Origin of the sequence: Marinobacter zhejiangensis, from assembly GCF_900114775.1 — a bacterium.
Lineage (GTDB): Bacteria > Pseudomonadota > Gammaproteobacteria > Pseudomonadales > Oleiphilaceae > Marinobacter > Marinobacter zhejiangensis.
The window spans coordinates 57,647-80,625 of the sequence record NZ_FOUE01000003.1; the positions used below are offsets into that span (position 1 = coordinate 57,647).

Genomic DNA, 22,979 nt, shown 5'->3' on the forward strand with positions numbered 1-22,979 from the left:
CTTCCCTCCTGAATCTTCTGACCCGGTCGCCGCCCTGATATTGCCCTCGCTCTAACGATAAATCCCACACGGTCATCCGCCATGACCCTGTTGGATGGAGTCAGTACGTTGCCGTGAGGGGGTAAACCACAATGAGTTCGCAGATTAAACATACTCAGGTCAATCTTGACGGGCTTCTGGAGGTGCTGGGCCAGAACCTGTACTCCACACCGGCCGTGGCCCTTAGGGAATTGATTCAGAATGCGCACGACGCCTGCCTCCGTTATCAGCTGGAAGCGGGACACCCAAAGGCGTTTCAGATTGACCTTTACACCGACCCCGGCAACAACGTGCTGGTCATTCAGGATAACGGGTCTGGCCTGACCCGTGATGAAGTGGGCGATTACCTCGCCACCATCGGCTCCGGGTATACGCGAATCCTGCGTCAGCGCACGGCCACCGATGAGATGATCGGCTACTTTGGTCTGGGCTTCCTCAGCGCGTATGTGGTGGCGGATAAGGTTGAGGTATACACCACCTCTTATCAGGAGCCGGAAAGTACCTGGTTGTTTACCAGTTCGGGTGGAAAGACCTTTTCCATTTCTGAATCGGCATCGCAATCCGTGGGTTCGCGGATCGTCTTGCGGCTGAAGGCCGGGTTTTCTGAATTGTCTGATAGTGGTGTGGTATCGGCGCTGGTCCGTAAGTACTGCAGCCTCCTGCCGATCCCAATCACCATCAATGAGCGTCCTGAGCCGATCAACAATGTGACCCCACCATGGGCGGAGCAGGGCGTCTCCCCGTTGCAGCTGAAGCGGCGACAGATGGCGTTTGCGGAGCTGTTTGAGGCGGATTATGCGCCGCTGGCCTGTATCAGCCTGCCGGAGAACGACCTCGACCTCGACGGTCTGTTGTGGATTCAGGATGGCAGCAGTTATGTGTCGTCAGACTCCCGTAACGTCAGCGTGTTCATCCGCAACATGTTCATCACCGATAAGGAAGCCGACCTGCTGCCACGCTGGGCCGGATTTGTCGGGTTGGTTGTGGAGTCTCCGCGATTCAAACCAACCGCCAGTCGCGAGAGCCTGCAGGAGGATGACTACTACCGGCGCGTCAGGGAATTCATCCGTGAGGCACTGGTGACCGGGTTGCGTAACCTGGTGTTGCAGGAGCCGGAAGCCTGGGGCCGCATCCTGGTCCGCCACAATCAGGCACTGATCGGGGCGGCGGTGGTGGACGACCGCCTGTTTGAGGCCACCAAACGCAGCATCAAACTGCCTACCAATACCGGGGAATTCACCGTTCCCCAGCTGGTGAAGAAGAGCCAGGGCGCTCTGTACCTGAAGCCGGAGGTGGCTGCCTCTTCGGAAGATATGTTGCTGGCGGCGCAAGGCATCCCCCTGATCAAGGGTTACCTTTATGGGGTATCGGCCTACTGCCAGAAATTCAGTCAGCTGGAGGGCGTACGGCTCCGTAATCTGGGGACAGGGGAAGGGCAGGAACAGTTGCTTCGCCGGGTAACGGTGTCGGCGGTGGTTGAGCAACGGCTAACGGCGCTATTTGAAGAGCCTGATGTGGACGTGCGGTTTGCTGAGTTTGAGCCGGACGAGGTACCGCTGGTGTACTTCAGTAACCGCGACGCGATCCGCAAGAACCGCATTGAAAGCGATGAGGCGGCCAGCCGGATCAGCAGTGCGGCCCTGAGTCTGGCCCGTCTGCATACCCGCACGATTGAACAAGATAAAGAACGGATTGTTTACGTCAACCTGCTTAACCCGGTGATCCAGAAACTGTCGTCCTTGGACGGGGCTATCACCAGGGACTTCGCCAACGTCGTGAAATGCTGCGTTGCGAGTGCGCAGGACGGCGATGAAAAAGACGATTCGATGGTGACCCGGTTAAGCACCTTTGGTGCCTCAATGTTGACCCTGATGGAGCAGTGATATGGATATTTGGGCCTGGACTCATACCAAGAAACGGGAACTGCACGAAGCCGGTCAGGACCGGCTCGCGGAGATCATGGGGGACCTGCCTCACTGGACCTGTGAAGATGAGCATGAGCGTGCCGAAGCGCTCTACAACGAAGGCTTGGCCCTGGCGCGTGAGCACGATGAAAAGTGGGTGGAGGTTTTTCTCCGGCACTGGCATATGCAGAGTCAGGTACTAGGGTTGCGTAATGCTCATAAGCTGCCGGAAGTCATCGATTTGCTGAACCTGTCCCATCAGGACGAGACGCGGGACTGTCCCCAGCGAATCTGTGCGGTTCAGGATCTGGCCAATTGCTATGGCATCAAGGATGGCCCGGCCTACTTCGAGGAACGGGTGGCGGTTGCCGAAGAGACCCTGGCGGAAATCAATGCAACCTGGCCCTGCTACTGTTGTATCTCCGTCGAAATGATTGACGCCTACCTGGACGTGGAAGACTACGCAACGGCACTGGAGAAAGTGGACCTGGCCACGCGGGAACTGGCCAAGGTAAATGATGAACCGGGTCAGATTCTGATGATGAAGGCGCGGGCCTTGCTGGGCCTGGGGCGTGCGGACGAAGCGCTGGAGGCGCTGCAGTCGTTTTCGGGTGCGGGTTACGGTTTGCAGGTATTCCGGCAGGCGCAGCAGATCCTGTGCCTGGTCCATATTGCGCGGGAGGACTGGCCGCAGGTGGAGGAATCGCTGCTGTCCTTCGACGATGCGATGTCGGCATCAGTACATTTCAGGCATTGGGTGCAGATTCGCTACCAGCTACACCAGGCGGGCCGGTTTGACGTCACCGGCGGATTCCTGCGCGAGGGGCGGACGATGCTTCGTCGCCTTGAAGAGGCCGGTGCCGCCCGCGAAGCCCTGGTGGTGGCGGGGATGCTGGCGCAGCTGGCCATGTCGGCAGGTTTCTGGGTGGTTGCGGAGATTGCCCTGACGGCGATGCACCAGCAGTTGCCTCTGCTGGCAAAGGACCTGGGAGCCAGCGACGAGGTGGCAGAGTTGGAGCGCCAACTGGTGGCAATGAAGCAGGCCCTGCCTGCACTGGAGAGTTCCCTAACACTGGAAGCATTTTATGCCCTCGAGTTCGAGTCTGAGGACGAAGCCCTGCATGCACTCATGCAGGCCTATGCTCGCTGGCCCGATGAGGATGACCTGGTGGTTCGGCTGGCAGCCATGTATGAGCACGTCGGTGCCGGGGACAAGGCCCTGGCGCTTTTGGCTGAGAGCCGTGACCGGTTGCCGGAGTCCGGTGCGGTTGAACGGGCCTACGGCCGCCTGTTGCTGAATGCCTCTGGTAAAGAAGGCTTCACGGCGGCCTGCCCCCTGGATGTAGCGGGCTTGCCGCCCCAGGTCCGGGTCGCCCGCCTGTGGAACTATGTTGATCTCTATCGGGGCAGCATGCCTCAGCGGGCGCTGGAGTGTCTGGAAGAACTGCTGGCTATCGAGCCGGAGCTCCCCGCCGCAATCTATCAACGCGCGGTTGTGTTGGAGCAGCTTGAACGCTATGACGAAGCGATTGCGTCGTGGCAGCTTCTGGTCGACGCCTTCCCTGAAGATTCACACCTGCGCTGGGGACTGTTGGTCACTGCAACGCTTGCAGGCCACTGGGAGCTGGTACGGGAGATGGCCGAGGTCATCGGCTTCCGGTTTGAGAAAGGGGTTGCCCTTGACGAGCACGATATGGGCATCGTTAAGGTTGAATTTACCGATGAACACGGTGATGCCCAGCGGTGCTATGCCCAGCGAACCGGTCCTGCTACGGCGACCATCGTTGACATCTGTCAGCTTGGCACGCCTCAGCGCTATGGGGAGCGTCTGGTGTTTGATCCCGCCCCACTGAATGAGTTGTCGGAAACCGACGACGAAGGCCGCCCCTGCGACCTGGAAGGCAACTACCACTTTATCTACCGCAATTTGAAAATCGTTGAAGCACCAGGGTTTTCCACGTTTACCCTGGATGGTGTGCACCCAGGGGATGAGCGTCTGGAGCAACTGGGGGCACAGCTAGCGAATCTGGACGTGGTGCTCTCCCGTCGCAGTAACGATCAATACGTACTTCAGCTTGAGCCGAACGCTGGGAACGCAGACGCCAGCAGCGAGCATACCGAGGAGCTGCCAGGGCTGTTTGCTTATCTGCTGGTGCCCAAGGATGCCGATCTGGTGGCGGTGGATCAGTGCCTGGAGGCGTTTTCAGGCGCTCAGCCTCACCCCCTGGTCTGGCCGGAGCTGCTGGAAGCTCTGGGCGATGCACCGAGGCTGGAACGGCAGGCGGATATCTCGAAGCGCTATAACCTCTGACTCTCAGGCCAGGTGGTGGGGCTTCAAGTAAGGATGGAACATGTTAAAGAACGTGACAGGCCGATTAGTGCTGGCGCTCCTTGCCGTTTTGCTGGCGTCTGGCTGTCAGCTTTATCGGAAGGCAAACGACCCCATTCATACGCCGCCGCCCCCTGACGCCACGGCTGGCCGGGTCTCTGTTGACGCACTGTTGACGACGTCCTATCGGGAACATCGTTACCGGTTGGTGCTGGTCAGCGATGGCCCTCGCTCTGGTCGCTCGGTGGTGGCAACAGGCAGAGCGGGGACATTCACTCTGGACAAGCTGCATACACGAGCGCCAGAGGTGGAAATGGAAACAGGGGCGGCGCTAACGGTGTCTGACCGCCCTGACTATGAGTTGGTGAGCAGTTTCGGGTTCAGCGGGGCCTGGCGATTTGACCCGTCGCAGTGTCGCATCCAGCTGGTGAACCCTGACGGTCAGCCTTTTGCTGTGCTCAACGGCGCCCCGGTTTCGGTCCTGATAACGGTTCCCGCGGCCGCGATCGGCACCCCCAGTGACGTTGTGTATGAACCGACCGTTGGTTTTTCTGTAACCGAAGCGAGGGTTCCGGAGTTGGTCGGACAGGTGTTCTTTGACCTCAGTCGGGAATGGGGCTGCTGAAACGTCCCTTGGCGTTGTGTTGATCTCTTTTAAGGCACGTCACCGCTATTTTGACGCATAAAGCGGCACAGCCGCTCAAGTGTTTCCCTTCAGTTTAAGAAGAACGTTTTATATTACAGTCTGTTAGGTCTTGATCGCGTGTTTGGCACGTTCCATGCCTAGCCTTACCTCGCCAGCTTTGAGGGAGTTATTCTGAGCCCCGGAACTGGCCGATTGGTCACCAGGAGCAAAGACGCTTATCCGTCCGGGGTTCAACCCCGGCCTGATAAGCGTTTTTTTTTGCCTCAAATAATGACAACAGCCGGCGAAAAAAACGCATTACCGAGCTTTTGGACCAAGGCATTACGTGCGATGACAAAACCAGAGAGACTCAGGAGAGAACGTATGACACGTTACACGATGCGAAAAACCGGCCTGTTGTTCGGTACCGTTATGGCCTGTGGCAGTGCCCTGGCTGCAGACACTCTGACCCAGGCGTTCAGCGAGGGTACCCCGTATGGCGATTTTCGCCTGCGTTACGAGAATGTGGATCAGGACAACGCCCTTAAGGATGGGAATGCCCTCACGCTCCGAACCCGGTTGGGTTATAAGACCGGCACGTTCGAGGGGGTGAGCGGTGTGTTGGAGTTTGAGGATTCGCGGGTTGTGGTGAATGTGGATGACTATAACGACACGCTTGGTCAGCATACCGACCACTCAGTGATCGCTGATCCGGAAACCACAGAGGTTGACCAGGCGTTCCTGCAGTACAGCCAGTCCGGTCTGACCGCCCGGGGTGGTCGCCAGGTCATTACCTTTGACAACCAGCGCTTTGTTGGTGCCGTTGGCTGGCGGCAGGATCGTCAGACGTTTGATGGTGCTCGTCTGGGCTATGCCCAGGGTGACGTGAGTTTTGATTATGCCTACATTACCAACCGCAACCGAATCTTCGCTGAGGCCAGGGATCAGGCAGCAAAAGACAACCTGATGCACGCCAGTTATGTTTCCCCGTTGGGGACTGTGACCGGGTACGCCTACTTGCTGGAGCTCGACAACCACATCGACAACGGTCTGGATACCTACGGTCTGCGTTTCTCTGGAAAGACCGACGTCGACGATCTTGGTCTGGTGTATGAGCTGGAATACGCCACCCAGGAAGCGGACAGTGGCGGCAGTGATGCCGAGGCTGATTATTATCGGGCGTTGCTTGGGCTGAACGCCAAGGGCATGACCTTCTCAGTGGCCTATGAGGTGCTGGGGTCGGATGACGGCACCTACGGCTTTGCCACGCCGCTGGCGACCCTGCATGCGTTTAATGGGTGGGCCGACCAGTTCCTGGCGACGCCGGCCGGCGGTCTTCAGGACTTGATGGCCACAGCGGTAATACCCATGGCTGGAGGCAAGTGGGTGCTGGCCTATCATGACTTCAGTGCGGATGATGACAGTGCGGGCTATGACGACCTCGGTAGCGAAGTGGACGTGGCCTACAACCGAGGCTTTGGCGAGCATTATTACGGCGGCCTCAAATACGCCGCCTACATGGCGGGCGATGCTTCGGCGGGCAAAGTTGACACCAGCAAGCTCTGGGTCACCCTCGGCGCCAGGTTCTAATCATCGCATGTTGAGACTGGTGATAAGCGTACCGTTACCGAGGTGATTCAACGAAAAAAGGCAGCCGAAGCTGCCTTTTTTTGGGGATATTGTCCGCGTATTACAGCGCGACAACATTCTCCGCCTGAGGACCTTTCTGGCCCTGAGTCACGGTGAACTCAACCTGCTGGCCTTCAGCCAGGGTCTTGAAGCCACCGCCTTGAATGGCGCTGTAGTGAACGAATACGTCAGGGCCGCCTTCACGAGTGATGAAACCAAAGCCTTTAGCTTCGTTGAAGAACTTAACGGTACCGGTTGTAGTAGACATAAATAATATTCCTGAATTCAATCATTAAGAGCGTTGGTGCCCAACGATAGGAGGGCTGTGCCAACAGAGTGCGGGAACTAATAAACAGGCGGAATCAAAAACAGGACGGGTACTACAACTTTAACTACGTCTTATTCGTGAACTGCTTTGCTAACTTTTTCCTACGGGGGCTACTCTACGTCAGTGGGTAAAAAATAGCCACAGTTTTTTGTAGGCATATACCCGCATTCAGAAAACTCGTGTGGCCGGCGTTAACCGGCCACCAGAGCCAGGGCTAACGTGTGTCTGCTGGCTTAACTACGCTCAATCTCCAGCGCTTTTTCAATGGTACTGAGCTGTTTTCGAGCGAGGGCAAGATTGGATTTGTCCCGCTGAAGGACGAGGTAGAAGAACATGGTTGTGCCCACCATACGGATCAGGTGGTACTGACTGTCCAGAGTGATCAGGATGTCTTCGATGCGGTCAGACAGCCCCAGCTGGTCACGGATGTTCTTCTTGGCGCGTACGACTTCGGTGTTGCCCGCTGCCGCCAGTTCCAGGTCAAAACCCGGAGTACCTGCGGTGCCAAGGCACATGCCGCTTTCAAAATCCACGAGGGCTGCGCCTACGGCGCCATCGATGTCGAGAATCTCATCGAGGGAGGTGGTGATATTGGCCATGGTTTATTGTGCTCCATTGAATGGATAGTAGTTATTGTGTTGTTACCGGGGCGTAGGATTTTTACGCCCGGAAGACACGTGGAACGCGTGTCTCCAGCGCCCATCGTCGCTATTCGGGCCAATAGGCGTCAACATCCCTTCCACAATGGTTTCGCTGAGATTGGTGTAGGAATCGAAGCGTAATGTTTCTTTTGTAACGACGCGTAAGCTGGCTGATCACTCTGCGACCAGTTAGGGGCTGGCCGCGTTCTGCTGATCAGACGGCTGGAACTGCGATGGGCAGTCCGGTGAAGCGTGCCAGGCGGATCAGGTCTGCCTGCATTTGCTCTTTTCCGGCATGGTTGAGCAATGAGAGGGATTGGCCATTTTTCAGGTTCAGCTGAATCTGGTGGTTCTGATGGGTGTATTTGCCGGTGACGAGGATGTCGTTGAACTGCAGTGAAGCGACGTCCCCGAACGGGATGTCTGACTGTTTACCGGCAACGCGGAACACCTGTGCTTGGCGGTCCACCGTGATGGCGGGACCTCCGGCATTCAGGATCAGAATAGCGCCCAGGCCAAAGCTGGCCATCATGACCAGACTGTCCAGAACGCTGCTGAACTCCGCCTCCATGCCCCGATTCAACACATCCGTTAGCAGGTAGTAACCATCAATGCCCAGATAGGTGACCGGGCCCATGATGAAGGCGGCGGCAAAGGCCTTCATCATCCGTCCACCCTGGATTCTAAGGGTTGCGATATCTTGTTGGCGAATACGCCCGGTAACGAAGTTTGCGCCGGAGGAAACCGGTGCGGCTTCAGATTGATAGGATTGTGGGTCCAGGCGAATACCATCCGTTTGGGATAGGGGGTGTTGGAGCAGCGCGCGATCTTCCGCTGACAGCTGGCTGTCCGGGCGGTATGCGAAGACCAGCGCAAACGTTGCCAGCCCAAGGAATACCCCGCCTAGGCCCGCCCAGGTTCGAAACGACTGGCGTGCCATGCGTTGCTGGCCGGCATCGACAGTGCCGATGACCTTATCCAGTCCTTCAATGGATTTTGTGAGGTGCGCCATGAGCCAGCGATCGTGATCGGATGGGTTGGGTTTGGCTTCAACGGTTTGCAGTTGGTCGACTAATTCCTGCCGCTTCGACAAGATGTCTTGTCGCTGAGCGTCCATTTGTTGATCGTATCGGGTTGCCTGGTCCATGGACTGGCTGATCTGGCGCAGGCCTGCGAACCCGATGATAACAACGCAGATAATGATGGCGGCTTTCTTGAGCATGGACGTCCTTTCCCGGTGGTGATCCTAGAGCCTGGGCTGGCCAGGCTCTGAGAATAATAGGGAAAAGTGAACGGAATCAGTAGGTTTTTTACTGGACGGGGGCTAAAGGGCGCGGTTTTTTTGCGCCGGTGCCCATTCCAGGAACTCCTCAACCGGCATGGGCTTGGCAAACAGGTAACCCTGGAGCCGGTGACAGCCGAGCTGGCTGAGCAGTTCCATGGTAGCGCTGTCTTCGACACCTTCGGCAACCGCTTCCAGGTTGAGGGTGCGGGCCAGTTTCAAGGTGTTCTGGACAATCCCCAGGTCATTGCGGCTGGTGCACATCTGGCTGATGAAGCAGCGGTCTATCTTCAGCTCGTGAATAGGGAGGCGGCTTAAATAGGCCAGGGAGGAGTAGCCCGTGCCAAAATCATCCAGTGCTATCCGGCATCCACTGTCAGCAATCAGTAAGAGTGAACCGATGACCGCGTCCATGTTGTGCATCATGGAGGTTTCGGTCACTTCGAAGATGACCCGGTTCGTTGGAATTCCGTGTTCCCGGATACCGGCCAGGGCATAGGGCACGAAACGGCTGTTGGTGAGGTTCTGCACCGACAGGTTGATGCTGCAGGTAATATCCAGCTCCCGCGCCCGAAGGTTTTGCATGGTTTTCCAGGCCAGGGCGACCACATGTCGGGATAACAAATCCATCAGTCCGGCGCTTTCGGCAATCTCGATCAGCTCCCAGGTCGGCACCGGCCCAAAGCGGGGGCTCTGCCATCGCAGTAGCATTTCCGCACCGACCAGTTCCCGCCCGTCACTGCCCATCTGCGGTTGCAGGTACAGCTCCATTTCCCCGGCTTCGATGGCCGGAGGCAGAGCCGTCAACAGGTCCAGGCGACGGCGGGCGAAGTCGGAGATTTCATCGTTGTAGAATTGCACTGGGTCTTTGCTGGATTCACTGCGGTCCCGCGCTGCTGAGGCATGCTGATAGAGTATTTCGGTGCTGTCACCGTGCTCCGGGGCAACTGCCACCCCACAATGCAGGTTCATGAACACCGGTAGCCTGACGGAGCGGACGGAGACCTCATGGTGTCCGACCACTTGCTCGACAAAGGGCTCCAGCGCGCCTTCCAGTTCGTTGACATCAATCAGGAATGCCACAGATCCGAATTCGGGAATGGCGATGAAGGCAGGAGGCGTTTGCTCCAGGCAGATGGCCCCGCTGAGCCCGTTCAGCGTTTGGTTGAGCTTCTTCACCAGTTGGCAAAACATTTCTTCGGCCAAGCGGTGGCCCATGCTGGAGGCAATTTCCTTAACCTGCGGGTAGTGGACCAGGGTGAGTGCGACCCGTTTCTCCAGATTCATCTGTGCTTGCAAGCGTTGGTTTAATAGCGACGCGTTGGGCATCTTGGTGGTGGAGTCGTGCATTGCCAGCTCCAGGGAGCGCATTTCCAGGTCCCGTACCTGGTGCTCTGCCATTTGCTGTCGTCTCAGTGCCGCCAGTTTGCGGGCCCGCTCGTCCTTGATGCGGTGGGCGAGGGCAAAGGACAGCAGCAGGACTTCGGCCGCCGACCCCACCTGCATGGCATGGTTGGTTATGATGTTGACCGGAAGCAGATTGAACACGCTCATCAGGTACAGGGCTGCCCCGATGGCAAAGGTCGTCCAGGCCAGCACGAAATAGCGGGCGATGGCGACACCAGCCTTGAGCCCGGCAATGCCTACGGCAATGAGCAGGATGATCACAATCGTCCCCAGCAGGCCCGCCAGAAACGCACCGTGAACGGGGTCTATCCAGGTATAGACAATCAACACCCCGGCCAGGCCCGCCGCGACTTTCATGCTTAGGTCCCAGCGTGATGAAATCTCCTGCCATTTCAGGAAACTGCGGGCAAACATCAAGGCGAACAGCGACACCAGACCAGTGCTGATGGGCAGGGCATAGCGGGTCAGCAACGGTTCTCCGGCCCAAAGCCAGGCACTGCCAACGCCGGAGATGCATAGGGTCAAAAGACCGACTGAAATGATGTACAGCACGTAATAGCCATACGCCGAATCGCGGATGGAGAGAAACAGGAACAGGTTGTAGATCACCAGGGCACACAACACACCGAAGTAGGTGCCCCAATAGAGGCTTGCGCGAGAAAAGCGGTGGAGCAGGTGGTCTTCTCGCCACAGCTCTACGGGTACTTGCAGGGAGGTTGCTGACTGCGCCCGCAGTACCAGGGTCACAGGGCCGCTCAGGTCGCGGGGTAACGATAATGCAACCTGGTAGCTGTGGGCCTGCTCTCGCCAGCGTTCAGCTTCCTGGCGACTGGTGCGATAGACCACCGGTAATCGCCCGTCCCGCAGAACAAAAAGCTCCACATGTTCCAGTAATGGATAGGGAATCACCAGGTACCATTGGTGGGGGAGGGGTTCCTGAATGTGCAGGTTGGTCCGGAGCCAGACCGCCTGACCGGTGAAGCCCAGGTTCAGGACGCTGTCGTCGTATTTTTCCTGCCACTCCCCCTGGGCCAATACCTGCTCAAGGGACCGGTCGCCATCCAGTAGGTACTCAATGCGGTCGTTCAGGTTGTAATGGCCGGTATTCCCCTGGACGACCAGTTCCTTCGCGCTGACGCCCAGGGACCATAAGAGCATCGCCACCATTAGCCCGGTTGCCCATCTGTTGAGGTTCCTCATGGCGCGCAGTCCACTTGTCCTATTCGTCCAAGGGCGGTACGAGACGGCCGGTGAATCCCAGGAATTCTGCTTCCTGACAGAACGAGGTGAAGTTACCTTCACCGGCGCTTGGCTGGCGCAGCAGGATCATGGCTTCAACCAGACACCCCGGGATATCCCGGTTATTCCAGTCCGGCATGCGAGGCCACATCATGAATTCCTCGTGGGCCAGAACGATTTTCTCCACGGCAATCTGTTTTTCCTGTAGGCGCTTCCGAACCTTCAGGCTGATACAGGGGTGAGTATCGTCTGCAATCAGGGAGCCCGGGGCGATATGGTGGTGCAGGTCGAGGACGGCATCACCATGGTGGGTTAACGCGATGTAGAGCTTCTCTTCATGCAGGCGTGCCACCGAAGAGGTTTGCAGAACGGTACCCTGGCCGGTGTCAATTTCGTTGTCTTCCTCGTAACGGGGATCAAACCCGATGACGTTCTTGAACAGGCTGGTCAGGTCAAGGCACACCGCATTGCCGATGCGGCCAGCGCCGCCGAGTACAACAATGCTGTCCTGTTTGCAGTATTGCGGACGTTCACGCATCTGCCGTGCTATGTCCCAGATCATGTATCGAGTACCCAGGCTTCCCTCTACCAGCGGCTCGGTAATCTCGATACCGGCCTTCTTCACAAAGTTGGGTAGCCTCCCTACCAAGGCGATGCGCTTTACCTGGGGGTAGTCCTGTTGCAACTGGCCCAGGTAGCGCCGGACCTTATCAGGTTCTTCTTGCAGTTCGTGCTCGAAGAACTGCGAAGCTACCATCAGGCCTCGCATGTCGGCATTGCGAATGTAACCAAGAACGAGGTTGGAAGGCATTCGTTTTGCCATGCCGGGGGTGAAGTAGGAACCGACCTGCTTTTTATTGCCGTAAACGGCAAAAAGGAACTGGGGCCGGATGAGACGAAGTATGAGGGAACGAAGATAAGTGTTGGCCAGAAAAACGGCCAAGCGACGACTGTTCTTCCAAAGTGAACGCTTGCTGTTGGATAGCAGTCGTTGCCAGGATGGCGCAACGCCATAGAGCTCTCTTAGTTCCGCGTCGGAAAAATGCCGGTTCTTGAACTGCAGGCCAATGTGGGACTTACCGGTGTGGGCCACTGTGGCAACGACCTTCATGCCGGCGCGGTCACGAAAGTTGATATCGATGACTTCGCCTGGGCGGATGTAGACCCGGCTCGGTCGTTTCAGTCGTATTCCGCTGGCTGAGATGTCCAGTGTATTGGTTTCGACGGTGTGATTGGCGTAGCTTAAAACAACCGGTATCCGAATTCCGGAACGTAAGTGCCGACGGTATTCTCCATGCATCCGTTTCATGGCTGGCTCCTAAGGCCTTGTCTTGACGGGTGATCCTTCCAAGTCACAGTCTGGACCAAACTGCTGAACGCTGCCAATTTGCGTTTGCATTATCAGTCATTCAGGCGCAACCCCAAGTCTGCGTTGTTTGCCGATCCGGGGGGATAAACATTACTACAGGTGCTCTGATCGCCGGTCAATGTTGGCCATCAGAGCTTTGGCCTGAAATGCCAGGAGTTGCTGGCGGACGGATTATCCGAACTGGAAAAATGCCAGTTTGTTGCCGTCAGGATCACGGACATAGGCGCCGTAAAACTGTCCGGGGATGCGCTGCCCCGGTTCGCCCTCACAGATGGCACCCAACTCGATGGCTTTTTGGTAGAGCTGGTCCACCGCTTCCTTGGAACCCGCAGGGAGTGCGGTCATGTTGCCGTTGCCGGGATGGTTGGATTCGCCATCGAAGGGGGTGCAGATTGCCAGCATGGGCTCGGCCATGCTCTTGCCGATGAAGGCAATGCGCCCCATGTCCAGCAACACTTTGGCGCCGAGATCACTCAGCAGGCCTGAATAGAAGTCCTTGGCCTTGGCCATATCGCTAACGCCAATCGTCACATATCCAATCATCTGGTTTCTCCGTTGTAGGTATGTCGTCGCCAACTGTAACCGGTTCCCGAAGCGCCGTCAGCCTCAGCGGTTCTCTGGCTTGGATACTGATGGTGCTGCATCAGGTTTTCCATCGCTGACTGATGGGCGGTCGGTTACCAGCGCCAGCATGCCCACCCCAACAATCGCTGTCACCACCAGTGGGCCGGCGGGCAGGTCGAAGTGTGCGGAGAGCGCGAGGCCAAGAGCATGACCGGCGAGCGCCGCCGCGACGGCCGCCAGGATACCCCGGCTGCGAAGGTGACACAGGGCGAGTGGGCTGACGATCAGGGTGGCGAACACCACGTAGATACCGGCCAGTTCCACCGTCAGGGTCACCGCCACCGCAAACAGCGGCAGGAACAGGCCGGCCTGCAGCGGCGAAGGCCGCAGGGCCTGCCAGGCCAACACCAGAGCTGCCATGATGCCAAGTGTGGGCAGGGCGCTGGGGGTCACCCACAGCAAGTCGCCGTTCAGCGTCTGCGCCAGGTGCTGGGCGCCGTGAGGGTTATGGCTGACGATCAGGGTCGCCAGGCTGGCGCCCAATACATACAGCGAGCCAATCAGCGCCTCCCGGTAAGCTGCAGCCCGCTGCACCATCAGGTGCACCAGGGTCACCGCCAGCAGTGCGAACAGCAGGCTGTTGAACGGCAGACCGGCGACAGTGTGATTCGGCATCCAGGCTCGACCAGTCAGGGTGCCAAGGGCTGCCCATTGGGCAATCGCCAGGTCCGCAAACACGACCCCCCGTGCCAGAACCCGTTGCCCCAGAGGCACCAGGCTCACCGCCATCAGGGCGCTGGCGGCGACGGGCACGGACAGCCACAGCCAGTCCGTCACGGTGCTTCCTCCTGTACCTGGGCGTGCCGAGCCGCCTCGCTCCGGTTGAGCCCTTTGAGACTCGTCAGGATGTGATCGATCAGTGCCGCCAGGGTCTCGGTTGGCACTGCCCCGGTGACCGTGCCCGGCATCACCAGTACCGGCAGTCCGGTGCGGGTGGCCAGCCATTCAGCCGGCTGACGGTCCTGATAGCTGCTGACCAGAATGCCCTGCGCCTGCTCCAGTTGTGGGTCTTGCAGCAGTTGGTTGAGATGGGCTGCGGTCGGAGGCAGGCCGGGTTTTGGCTCCAGGTCCGGGCCGGAGGCGACCCCCAGCCAGCGCAACAGGTAGCCGAAGTTGGAATGCTGCACCACCAGGGTCATGCCTTCGAGTGACTGGGCCGTCTGGCGCCATTGCGCCCGCTGCAAGTTCCACTGTACCCGCCACTGAATCAGCCGCCGTTGGATGTCGCGGCCCTGCTCTGGAGCTATGGCGATGAGCCGGTCGGCCAGGGCGGTCGCCACCTGAGGCAGCTTGTCCGGGTCCAGGTGCAGGTGCGGGTCGCCTTCAGGGTGGACATCCCCCAGGCTGCGATCCACATGATTGTGGGGCTGGTGCAAAGAGACCTGGTCCGCCGCCATGAACAGGCCGGGCTGCCCGGGACGGATAGCCCGGTTGGCAGCCCGCGAGATCAGGGTCGGAAGCCAGCCGGCTTCGAGCGAGGCGCCGGTGCACACCGCCAGGTCGGCGTTGCGCATGGCCGCAATCAGGCTGGGTCGTGCCTCTATGTAGTGGGGGTCCTGCCAGACGGTGGTGGCCGTGGTGATGGCGGCGTCCGGCAGCAGCTGGCGCACCAGGCTGGCCCATTCCGGCTCGCAGGCAAACACCCGCAGGCTGGCGGTCGCTGGCGAGGGCACCACCAGCAGGGCAAACGTCAAGAAAAGCAGTAACCGCTTAGAATCCATGGGCACCGTGCGCTCCCAGGCTCATGACGTACTGAACCATAACCGTGTTGTCTGCCTGATCAAAACCTTCGCCGTCCTGGTGGGTGTATTGCAGGCGAACCGTGGAGAAGTGGGAATGGGACCAGGCCAGCATCACATCACTTTCCTTAAGGCTCTGGTCGTGAAAGTGATCACCGTGGACGGCCCGGAGATCGACCTGGCCATAGCGGGCACCCGCGCTCCATTGCGGCGCAAACTGGTACACCGCGGAGGCGTACCAGCCCTCGTGGGTGTCGTCGGAGGTGGCGTACTCGTTGAGGTCATCGGCGTACAGGTACTCACCGCTGAGGGTCAGCTGCTGCTGGCGAGTATTGCCGTTGGGAGACCACTTCCAGACCAAATCGGCGATGTAGAGGTTTTGGCCGGTGTAACCAGCGCCGTGGGCATGGTCATGGCTGTGAGTGTGGGCTGGCTCCGTTTCTGCGCCGGCTGGTTCTTCGGTGTGACCCTCAGTCTGGCGATTATGAAGGTAGGATAGACCGGCCTGCCAGCTCTGGGCATCGCCAATATCTCCGCCGAAGCGGGTGTTGACGGTATAGACGCCGATGTCTTCTTCGCCTTCGGACAGGCGGTTGCCATCAAACGCCTCGGCGCCCAGTTGCCAGTAGAACGGTGTTGGCAGTAGCAGGTTTAGGCGCAGGCCGGTGTCGAAGTAGTGGCTACCGAGCAGGGCCCGGTAGGCGGCAGGACGTTCGACAAAATCATCTTCGTGCAGGTGGCGGCTGTTGAGATAGCCTACCTGGGACAGGAAGCGGCCGCCGCGCACGCTCAGGTTCCAGGGCATGGCGGTGGTCTGCAGGAAGGCCTCCTCCAGCATCACCTCGCTTTCGCCATCATGCTCTTCCAGCACGGCGGTCAACCGGCCCTCAAACAGGTCGTCGACGGGAGCGGACAGGGACAGCTCGGTGTGGCCGAGGCCGAAGCCCTCGTCACGATGAGACAGGGCGGTGGGATTCTGTTTGTAGTAGCCGTCCAGCACCACGCTGATGTCGGGGTTCAGTTCGTTGGCCTGGACAGTGGGAATGGCGGTGAAGGCCAGCAATGCAATGCCGGCGCGGAATGAATTGGAGCGCATGGTAATCCTCTGGCTGCGGACAGGAGGGTCCGGTGAATTCGGTAGGGAAAAGAGGCAGGCCCGAGGGCCTGCCGGGTATCAGTGGTCGTGGCCGTCTTCACCGTGTTGGTCTGCGGCCAGGCCTAGCCAGGCGAGGCTGGCAGCGGGAGTGAATCCCAGATCCAGGGTCCGGACGGTGTCGCCGTCGTGACTGTCGATCTCGATAAGACGCTGGCGGTCGGGGTCAAGGACAAAGAGCCGGTCGCCCGCCGCAGAGGTAACGATGGCCGGGGTGGTTGAACCCTCGGTCAGCGGTTGTGTGACCGCCAGGGTGGCCGTCAGTGACCAGTTTGCGGCAGGGTCAAACAGGCGCAACTTGCCGTCGTCTCCCAGCACGTAGAAGGTCTCGCCGTGGCCGTCAAAGCCCTGGATTACCCGCCCAATGCCTGCGCCTATATCCAACATCTGATAGGGCTCTGCGGGGGCTTCCGCATTGATGACGAACAGCTGGTCACCGGCGATGCCTACCAGCGCTTCGACATTGTTATGGCCCGCCAAAGTGCCGATGCGGCTGCCTTCGGCCAGCGTTGCTGGGTTGGCCAGCTTGCGGGCGCCATAGCTGGCGTCCTGGAGATCAATCACTAACACGCCGTCACTGCAGCCGAAGCCCAGTACATGATCGTTGGCGGCCGTTCCGTGCAACAGCGGGCATTGCTCGGTGTAGCGGTTTTCAAAGGCAAAGGTGTCGCCGTCCAGGCTGTACCGTTCCACTTCAGCAGGCAGGGTGGTGTCGGTGATGGACGGGTCGCGGTAGGTCACGAATAGCTGGTCGCCAAGCAGCTTGGCCACGCCATGCATGTTGTTTTCCCGCTCAAGACTGGCCAGGGCCGAGCCGCCGCCCAGGGATATGTCGGAAAACACAGTGACCCGGGCGCTGGCGGTTCCGCTGGAGCCATCGAAGAACACCACGCCATGATCCTCACCCTGGGTGTAGTGGGTGGGGCGATGGTCGTTGAGGGTGAGGTTCAACATGACGGGTGTTTCGGCGTAATCGTGCAGGTGATCGCCGTGATCTTCGGTATACAACCCGCTGTCGAGGAAGGACACCCGATCATCGCCGCGCTGGACGATGACGCCGTAGCGGTGGTCCGGGGAGGCGTACAGCCGGGGCGCTTCACCGGGCAGCGCAAAGCTGGCAAGTACGGCCCCCTGGTCCAGGTCGAGCACCTTCAACGCGGCGGTACCGGTGTCGAACAGTGCCAGCCGGCCGGCGCTTTCGATCTCGGTGTGGTCATGGCCATAGTTGTCGTCGTCGGAGCTGCTGCCGCCGCAGCCCGCTAATGTCATGGCGAGCAGAGGGGCCACCAATGCCAACCGGGAGGGTGTGGCCGAAGAGAGGGGCACGTGTAGGTCGCGATTCATACGCATCTGAGGTTCCTTGATGAATGTTATAACGTTGCTTTCCCTGAGGGTGATCTGGTGGCGTTGGGGAATGACTTGCACCGGTCACCGACTTGGCGATGTAAAATGTTATGTTATAACATAATAAAAGTGAACCCCTGTAATTGAACGACAAGGCCAGTGGCCTCGGGAGAGAAAATGAATGGCTAATACAAATAGACGCTTACCGGTAACGGTGTTATCCGGGTTTCTGGGGGCGGGGAAGACCACCGTGCTCAACCATATTCTCAACAACCGTGAGGGGCGTCGGGTGGCGGTGATCGTCAACGACATGAGCGAAGTGAACATCGATGCCGCCCAGGTAGAGCAGGAAGTCCAACTCAATCGCGCCGAGGAAAAACTGGTGGAAATGAGCAATGGCTGCATCTGCTGCACCTTGCGGGAGGACCTGCTGTTGGAGGTCCGGCGACTGGCTGACGAAGGCCGATTCGACCATTTGGTGATCGAATCCACCGGTATTTCGGAACCGTTGCCCGTGGCGGAGACCTTCACCTTTGCCGACGAGGAGGGCATCAGCCTGTCGGATGTGGCCCAGCTGGATACCATGGTGACGGTGGTGGATGCGGCAAATTTCCTCAATGACTATGACGAGGCCCAGACCCTCAAGGACACCGGCGAGAGTCTGGGAGAGGACGATGAGCGCAGCGTCGCCGAGCTGTTGGTGGACCAGGTGGAGTTCAGCGACATCATCCTGATCAGCAAGACCGATCTGGTCGATGACGCCGAGGTGACCCGCCTGATGGCGGTCCTGCGTGGCCTTAATGCTGAGGCCGAGCTGGTACCGATTCGGCACGGCGCGGTGCCGCTTGAGAAAGTGCTGGGGACCGGCCGTTTCAGCTTCGAACGCGCCCAGCAGTCACCGGGCTGGCTCAAAGAGCTGCGTGGCGAACATGTGCCGGAAACCGAGGAGTATGGCATTTCCAGCTTTGTCTACCGGGCCCGTCGACCGTTCCACCCGGCCAAGTTCTTTGCGTTTCTCCACCACCCCCGGAGCAGCGGTAAGCTGATTCGCTCCAAGGGCTACTTCTGGCTGGCCAGCCGGCCGGAATTTGCGGGCCACTGGAGTCAGGCCGGCGGCATTGCCCGACATGGACTTGCGGGTATGTTCTGGAAGGCGGTGCCGGAAGCGAACTGGCCGGAAGATCCCGGCTATCGGGACTCCATTCGCGCCAACTGGGAAGAGCCATTCGGCGACATGCGCCAGGAACTGGTGTTCATCGGTCAGAGCCTGGATCGCGAAGAAATCTGCCGCGAACTCGATGGCTGTCTGCTGGATGATGAGCAGCTGCTAGCCGGTAAGGCTTTCTGGCAAACCCTGAATGATCCGTTCCCGGCCTGGGGCGCTGACATGTGAACCGAGAGCAGTGACTGTTACTGCGGAAATGAAGAACCCGTCGGCTGCGGGTTTGCGGTAGACTGCGCCGGTAACCAAACGAGCGCAGTGGAGCCGCCATGAGTGATAACCCGTTAATGCAAGTACTCGAGATGGATGGCGAGGAACGGTACGACTATTTTCTGGATGCAGTGGTTGAGGAGCGTGAACTCTGGATACTCATCAACGCCGACAATCATTTCCTGAAGATTGTTTCGGAAGAGGACGGTGTCGCGTATCTGCCGGTCTGGCCGGTTTCGGAGTTTGCGAGCGACTATGCAAAGGGAGCTGAGGACTTGTCTCCCAAAGCGATTTCCCTGCCGGATTTCTTCAAGAAATGGGTTCCGGGGTTAACCAAGGACGGGCTGGCGGTCGGGGTTTTCCCCGGTGCCCAGAGCGAACTCTGGATCACCGAGGCGGAAGAGCTGAAACGTGATTTGCAGGAGGTGTTATCGGGGTTCTAGTGTCCCAGCGCTGAGACAATGTTCCTCGCCGTGTCCTGCCAACCCTGGTCCAGGGTTTCCACCAGCGCCGCGTAGCCGTCTGCCGGCACCGGCGCTTGCCAGTCGATTTTTCCCTGTTGCGAGGTCTTGCCGGCCTCGCTGAACTGCCAGACCCCCTGGATGATTGCCAGATCGCCACTGTCGACCTGAACGCCCTGGAACTGGCTCAGGCTGACGACGAGTCGGTTCTCTCCTGACAAGGCCTGCTCACTGAGCGCAGCGTGTAGCGCCCGTTCAAGCTGGCGGCCCAGCGGTTCGGCCCAACGGTGTTGGCGGGCGATGTGAAGCTCGCTGTTGCTGAGCTGGTAGACAATGCCCCCCTGATCGAGGTAACCGGCCAGCCGCACCTCCACCGTCAATGGGTGGACGCCGACGGCAGTGGCGCCGGGCAACAGGTAACCTGGCGGGGGGATCACAGGGGCCTGGCTGCAGCCCGTCAGCATCAGGGTAAACAGACAGGCCAGGGCGTAACGTGGTTGATTCATCATGGGTGTTGCGCTCTCGGCTGTGGATCTGGGGCGGCGCTGTCCTGGAAAATCAGGGCATTGGGCCGTTCGTTCAGGGTATCCAGAACGGGGGTGGCGCGGTCGATCATCTGGTTCAGCTTTTGCAACGTGGTTTGTAGTTCGCGGAAGGCCGCTCCATTTTCATCGCCCCGCCAGGAGTCCAGCACCTCCTGCAGGGCAATCAGGGAATTCCCGGCTTCCTGTGGCAGGCTGTGCAGAGCCGGGTTGGCCACCAGGGTATCCAGTTGTTGAGCGACGCTGGCCATGGTTTCAAGATTTTGGTTCAGGTTATTGGCAAGTTCGTTGAACGGCAGGTTGTTCAGCGTTGTGAGAAGCGTGCTGATCTGATCTTCAATCTTACTGATGCCGCTGCCATCGACAGTGGGGAAAACCGGAACCGAGCGGTAGGTTTGCTCCAGTGTGGCGGGGGCGACACCGGTGTAGAAGTCCAGTGTAACAATCAATGCGCCGGTCAACAGGCTGCCGGTCTCCAGGCTGGCTCTCAGGCCGCCATCGACCATGGCGGCAATCTCGGTTTCCCAGCGGCTCATCGGGACCTCGGTTCTTTGTGCCTGGCGCTGGGGCTCCAGGCGGATCAGCACGGGTACCGGATCCTGCTGCATGGAACTTGGGCCTTCATAACCGAATCCCCAGGCGACGGTTTCCACCGTGCCGACACGGACCCCGCGGTATTCAACCGGGGCTCCCGGGCGCAGCCCCCGCACACTGCCTTCAATCATCAGGACATAGTCCAGAGTCTGTGAATACAGCGCTCGCCGGGCCGCTTCCTCATCCGGGTAAAGGGTGAAGGTATCACCATCCTCAGCCGGGGGGCCAAGGCTCATATTTGGATCGGGTACCGCAAATGACACCCCCCCGCCGACCAGGGTTTCCAGGGACCCGATTTGAGCCTCAAACCCCTCGGCACCCAGCTTGAAGCCCATTCCACTGACTTCCCAGAACCGGCTGGTTTGAGTAACCAGCACATCGTAGGGCTCCTCAATGAACAGTTGGTGGCGGAAAACCTTTTCGGCCGGGTCGAATTGGGTATCGACCACCCGGCCCACGCGCAGATTGCGGTAGTTGACCGGGTCCCCGGTATCGACGGAGCTGCCAACATCACTGACCAGTGTGAGGAACAGGCCATCTCCGGTTAGCTGAGGCGGCGGGGAGTCATTGACGGAGTAAGCCCTTGGCGGCCTGCCATCAGTGCCGGGAAGCAATTCGATGTAGGCACCTGACAGTACCGTGCTAAGGCCGCTGATGCCCTCTCGGTCGACCCTGGGTTTGACGATCCAGAACTGGGTGTCTTCAAGCAGCATCCGCTCGGTACCCGCCTGCATCTGGACGGAAAGTAGGGTGTGGGTAAGGTCATCGGATAGCCTGACGCTCTCTACCAGGCCCACTTGCACATTCCGGGTTTTTACGGCGGTTTTTCCCGCGGTGATGCCCTCAGCATTCTCCATCATCAGAGTGATGACCGGACCCTTGCCGGCGATATTGCTGTACATCAGCCAAGCCCCTATCAGCAGCGCTAGTAAAGGAATGAGCCAGACGGCAGACAATTTCGGAGCTGAAGATGTCGCAGGAGTATTAGTCAAGAGGTCGCCTCCGGTTGGCGGCTTGATGGTGCAGGGCTTTGCAGCTGGTCCCAGATCAGCCGGGGGTCGAACTGAAGGGCTGCCAGCATGGTGAAGATAACAACGGCCGAGAAGGCCAGGCCTCCCAGTCCGGGTTCAATCGTCAGGATATTGCCGAGCTGGAACAGTCCGACAATGATGGCCACAACGAACACGTCAATCATTGACCAGCGCCCGATCCATTCCGTGAAACGGTACAGACGCATCTGGCTGGCCATATCGAAGCTATGGTTGCGGCGGCTGGCTGCGATGCAGAGCCAGCCGATGGCAAAGATCTTGCCAAACGGTACCAGCACGCTGGCGGTGAAAATCACCAGTGCGATGGGCCAGTCACCGTGATCAATGAACAGCATAACGCCGCCGATGATGGTGGATGGTTCGGACTGTCCCAGGCTGGATGTGACCATGATCGGGTACAGGTGCGCCGGAAAACAGGCCAGCACTGACGTGATCAACAGCGCCCATACCCGTTGCAGGGTAAAGGGGTGGCGTTCATGCAGCGGGCTGCTGCAACGCAGGCAATGATGCTTCCCCAGTGGTTGCAGCTGGCCACACCAGGCGCAGCCGATCAGTCCCTGGGCTTGCGCGGTTCGGCCCGGTTGGGTGCCGAGAGGCTGTAGCAGGGTTCCCAGAAGTCGCTGCCAAAGCGAGATGGTGTTCATGCGAGTGACGGTAATCAACAGCAGCAGGGCGTAACCGGTAAAGGTCCAGAACGCCTCCAGGAGCTGGACGTGGGCCATGGCGATGATCTTGACCAGACTGACCAGGGCGGCAATGGCGAACACATCTGCCATCATCCAGGGCTGCAGGCGTGGCAGCCATCGCGCCAGGGTCAGGCTGCCTGGTAACGGCTGGCGGGCGGCAAGGCCCAAGTGAATCCAGCAGACCGACAGCAGATAGAACGCGGGTATCACTATGATGGTAGCAATGACGATGACCGACAGTAGCGGGTGATGGTAGGTGGCCAGCTCGTTGGCCGCATCAGTCACCGTCATGGCGCGTTCCAGGCCGCTTTTCTCGAAGGCGATGTAAGGGAAGGCAAGCGACAGTAAAAGCAGTATCAGGGCGGTGAAAGCCAGCGCCGGCGTCAGCTGGTCATTTTGTGCCGGGCGAAGCAGGGCATGGTGGCATCGGGGGCATTGATGCCACTCGCCGTCCTGGCGAATGGTGATGACTGAAACCAGGTCACACTCGTGGCAGGCGAGTAACAGGTGCGGGCGTGTTTCTGGACTGGCTGGTTGTTCGGGCACGTGAGCGCTGGGTCCCA

At 59.1% G+C, this 22,979-nt stretch carries 19 protein-coding genes; 6 read left to right on the forward strand and 13 right to left on the reverse strand.

From position 1 onward, the window contains the following. The first annotated feature begins 131 nt into the window (after positions 1–131). The 4 genes from BMZ67_RS10155 to BMZ67_RS10170 all read left to right on the forward strand — a co-directional run bounded on the left by BMZ67_RS10155 (position 132) and on the right by BMZ67_RS10170 (position 6,487). Positions 132–1,922, forward strand: a complete 1,791-nt coding sequence (locus BMZ67_RS10155) for an ATP-binding protein (protein ID WP_092022253.1) — start codon at positions 132–134, stop codon at positions 1,920–1,922. A 1-nt stretch (position 1,923) separates the two neighbouring features. After that, positions 1,924–4,254 (forward strand): tetratricopeptide repeat protein, encoded by a 2,331-nt coding sequence (locus BMZ67_RS10160; RefSeq protein ID WP_092022254.1) that lies wholly within the window; start codon positions 1,924–1,926, stop codon positions 4,252–4,254. A 40-nt stretch (positions 4,255–4,294) separates the two neighbouring features. Beyond that, positions 4,295–4,897: a hypothetical protein gene (locus BMZ67_RS10165; RefSeq protein WP_092022255.1), complete on the forward strand. Its 603-nt coding sequence runs from the start codon at positions 4,295–4,297 to the stop codon at positions 4,895–4,897. 384 nt (positions 4,898–5,281) lie between these two features. Then, the gene (locus BMZ67_RS10170; protein ID WP_245749947.1) at positions 5,282–6,487 is read left to right on the forward strand and encodes an alginate export family protein; all 1,206 of its coding nucleotides are present in this window, start codon (positions 5,282–5,284) and stop codon (positions 6,485–6,487) included. Positions 6,488–6,587: 100 nt separating this feature from the next. On the opposite strand, the gene BMZ67_RS10175 is transcribed toward BMZ67_RS10170, so the two are convergent. The 10 genes from BMZ67_RS10175 to BMZ67_RS10220 all read right to left on the reverse strand — a co-directional run bounded on the left by BMZ67_RS10175 (position 6,588) and on the right by BMZ67_RS10220 (position 17,658). Then, on the reverse strand, positions 6,588–6,794 hold the full coding sequence (locus BMZ67_RS10175) for a cold-shock protein (RefSeq protein ID WP_092022256.1): 207 nt from the start codon (positions 6,792–6,794) through the stop codon (positions 6,588–6,590). A gap of 293 nt (positions 6,795–7,087) precedes the next feature. Beyond that, positions 7,088–7,453: a hypothetical protein gene (locus tag BMZ67_RS10180; RefSeq protein ID WP_092022257.1), complete on the reverse strand. Its 366-nt coding sequence runs from the start codon at positions 7,451–7,453 to the stop codon at positions 7,088–7,090. A gap of 256 nt (positions 7,454–7,709) precedes the next feature. Then, positions 7,710–8,717, reverse strand: coding sequence for a hypothetical protein (locus tag BMZ67_RS10185; protein WP_092022258.1), 1,008 nt, complete (start codon positions 8,715–8,717; stop codon positions 7,710–7,712). A gap of 102 nt (positions 8,718–8,819) precedes the next feature. Further along, complete coding sequence (locus tag BMZ67_RS10190; RefSeq protein ID WP_092022259.1) at positions 8,820–11,384, reverse strand: EAL domain-containing protein; 2,565 nt, start codon at positions 11,382–11,384, stop codon at positions 8,820–8,822. 19 nt (positions 11,385–11,403) lie between these two features. Next, complete coding sequence (locus tag BMZ67_RS10195; RefSeq protein WP_092022260.1) at positions 11,404–12,732, reverse strand: PilZ domain-containing protein; 1,329 nt, start codon at positions 12,730–12,732, stop codon at positions 11,404–11,406. A gap of 231 nt (positions 12,733–12,963) precedes the next feature. Beyond that, positions 12,964–13,335 carry a VOC family protein gene (locus tag BMZ67_RS10200; RefSeq protein ID WP_092022261.1) on the reverse strand — a complete coding sequence of 124 codons (372 nt, stop codon included), beginning with the start codon at positions 13,333–13,335 and terminating at the stop codon, positions 12,964–12,966. Between the two features lie 63 nt (positions 13,336–13,398). Beyond that, positions 13,399–14,193, reverse strand: a complete 795-nt coding sequence (locus BMZ67_RS10205) for a metal ABC transporter permease (RefSeq protein WP_175481895.1) — start codon at positions 14,191–14,193, stop codon at positions 13,399–13,401. After that, positions 14,190–15,137: a metal ABC transporter substrate-binding protein gene (locus tag BMZ67_RS10210; RefSeq protein ID WP_092022262.1), complete on the reverse strand. Its 948-nt coding sequence runs from the start codon at positions 15,135–15,137 to the stop codon at positions 14,190–14,192. The genes BMZ67_RS10205 and BMZ67_RS10210 overlap by 4 nt, the downstream gene beginning before the upstream one ends. Beyond that, positions 15,127–16,251, reverse strand: a complete 1,125-nt coding sequence (locus BMZ67_RS10215; protein WP_092022263.1) for a TonB-dependent receptor — start codon at positions 16,249–16,251, stop codon at positions 15,127–15,129. The genes BMZ67_RS10210 and BMZ67_RS10215 overlap by 11 nt, the downstream gene beginning before the upstream one ends. Positions 16,252–16,329: 78 nt before the next feature. Beyond that, positions 16,330–17,658, reverse strand: a complete 1,329-nt coding sequence (locus BMZ67_RS10220) for a hypothetical protein (RefSeq protein ID WP_245749948.1) — start codon at positions 17,656–17,658, stop codon at positions 16,330–16,332. A 175-nt stretch (positions 17,659–17,833) separates the two neighbouring features. Between BMZ67_RS10220 and zigA the strand changes: the two genes are divergently transcribed. Beyond that, positions 17,834–19,045, forward strand: a complete 1,212-nt coding sequence (gene zigA, locus BMZ67_RS10225; RefSeq protein WP_092022264.1) for a zinc metallochaperone GTPase ZigA — start codon at positions 17,834–17,836, stop codon at positions 19,043–19,045. 98 nt (positions 19,046–19,143) lie between these two features. Next, positions 19,144–19,527, forward strand: coding sequence for a DUF2750 domain-containing protein (locus BMZ67_RS10230; protein WP_092022265.1), 384 nt, complete (start codon positions 19,144–19,146; stop codon positions 19,525–19,527). Here the strand turns inward: BMZ67_RS10230 and BMZ67_RS10235 are convergent. The 3 genes from BMZ67_RS10235 to BMZ67_RS10245 are packed head-to-tail and all read right to left on the reverse strand — an operon-like array spanning position 19,524 to position 22,962. Beyond that, the gene (locus BMZ67_RS10235) at positions 19,524–20,054 is read right to left on the reverse strand and encodes a PqiC family protein (RefSeq protein WP_092022266.1); all 531 of its coding nucleotides are present in this window, start codon (positions 20,052–20,054) and stop codon (positions 19,524–19,526) included. The genes BMZ67_RS10230 and BMZ67_RS10235 overlap by 4 nt on opposite strands. After that, positions 20,051–21,673 (reverse strand): intermembrane transport protein PqiB, encoded by a 1,623-nt coding sequence (gene pqiB / locus BMZ67_RS10240; protein WP_092022267.1) that lies wholly within the window; start codon positions 21,671–21,673, stop codon positions 20,051–20,053. Before pqiB ends, BMZ67_RS10235 begins: the two co-directional genes overlap by 4 nt. Continuing rightward, positions 21,670–22,962, reverse strand: coding sequence for a paraquat-inducible protein A (locus BMZ67_RS10245; protein ID WP_217642488.1), 1,293 nt, complete (start codon positions 22,960–22,962; stop codon positions 21,670–21,672). The genes pqiB and BMZ67_RS10245 overlap by 4 nt, the downstream gene beginning before the upstream one ends. Positions 22,963–22,979: the final 17 nt, after the last annotated feature.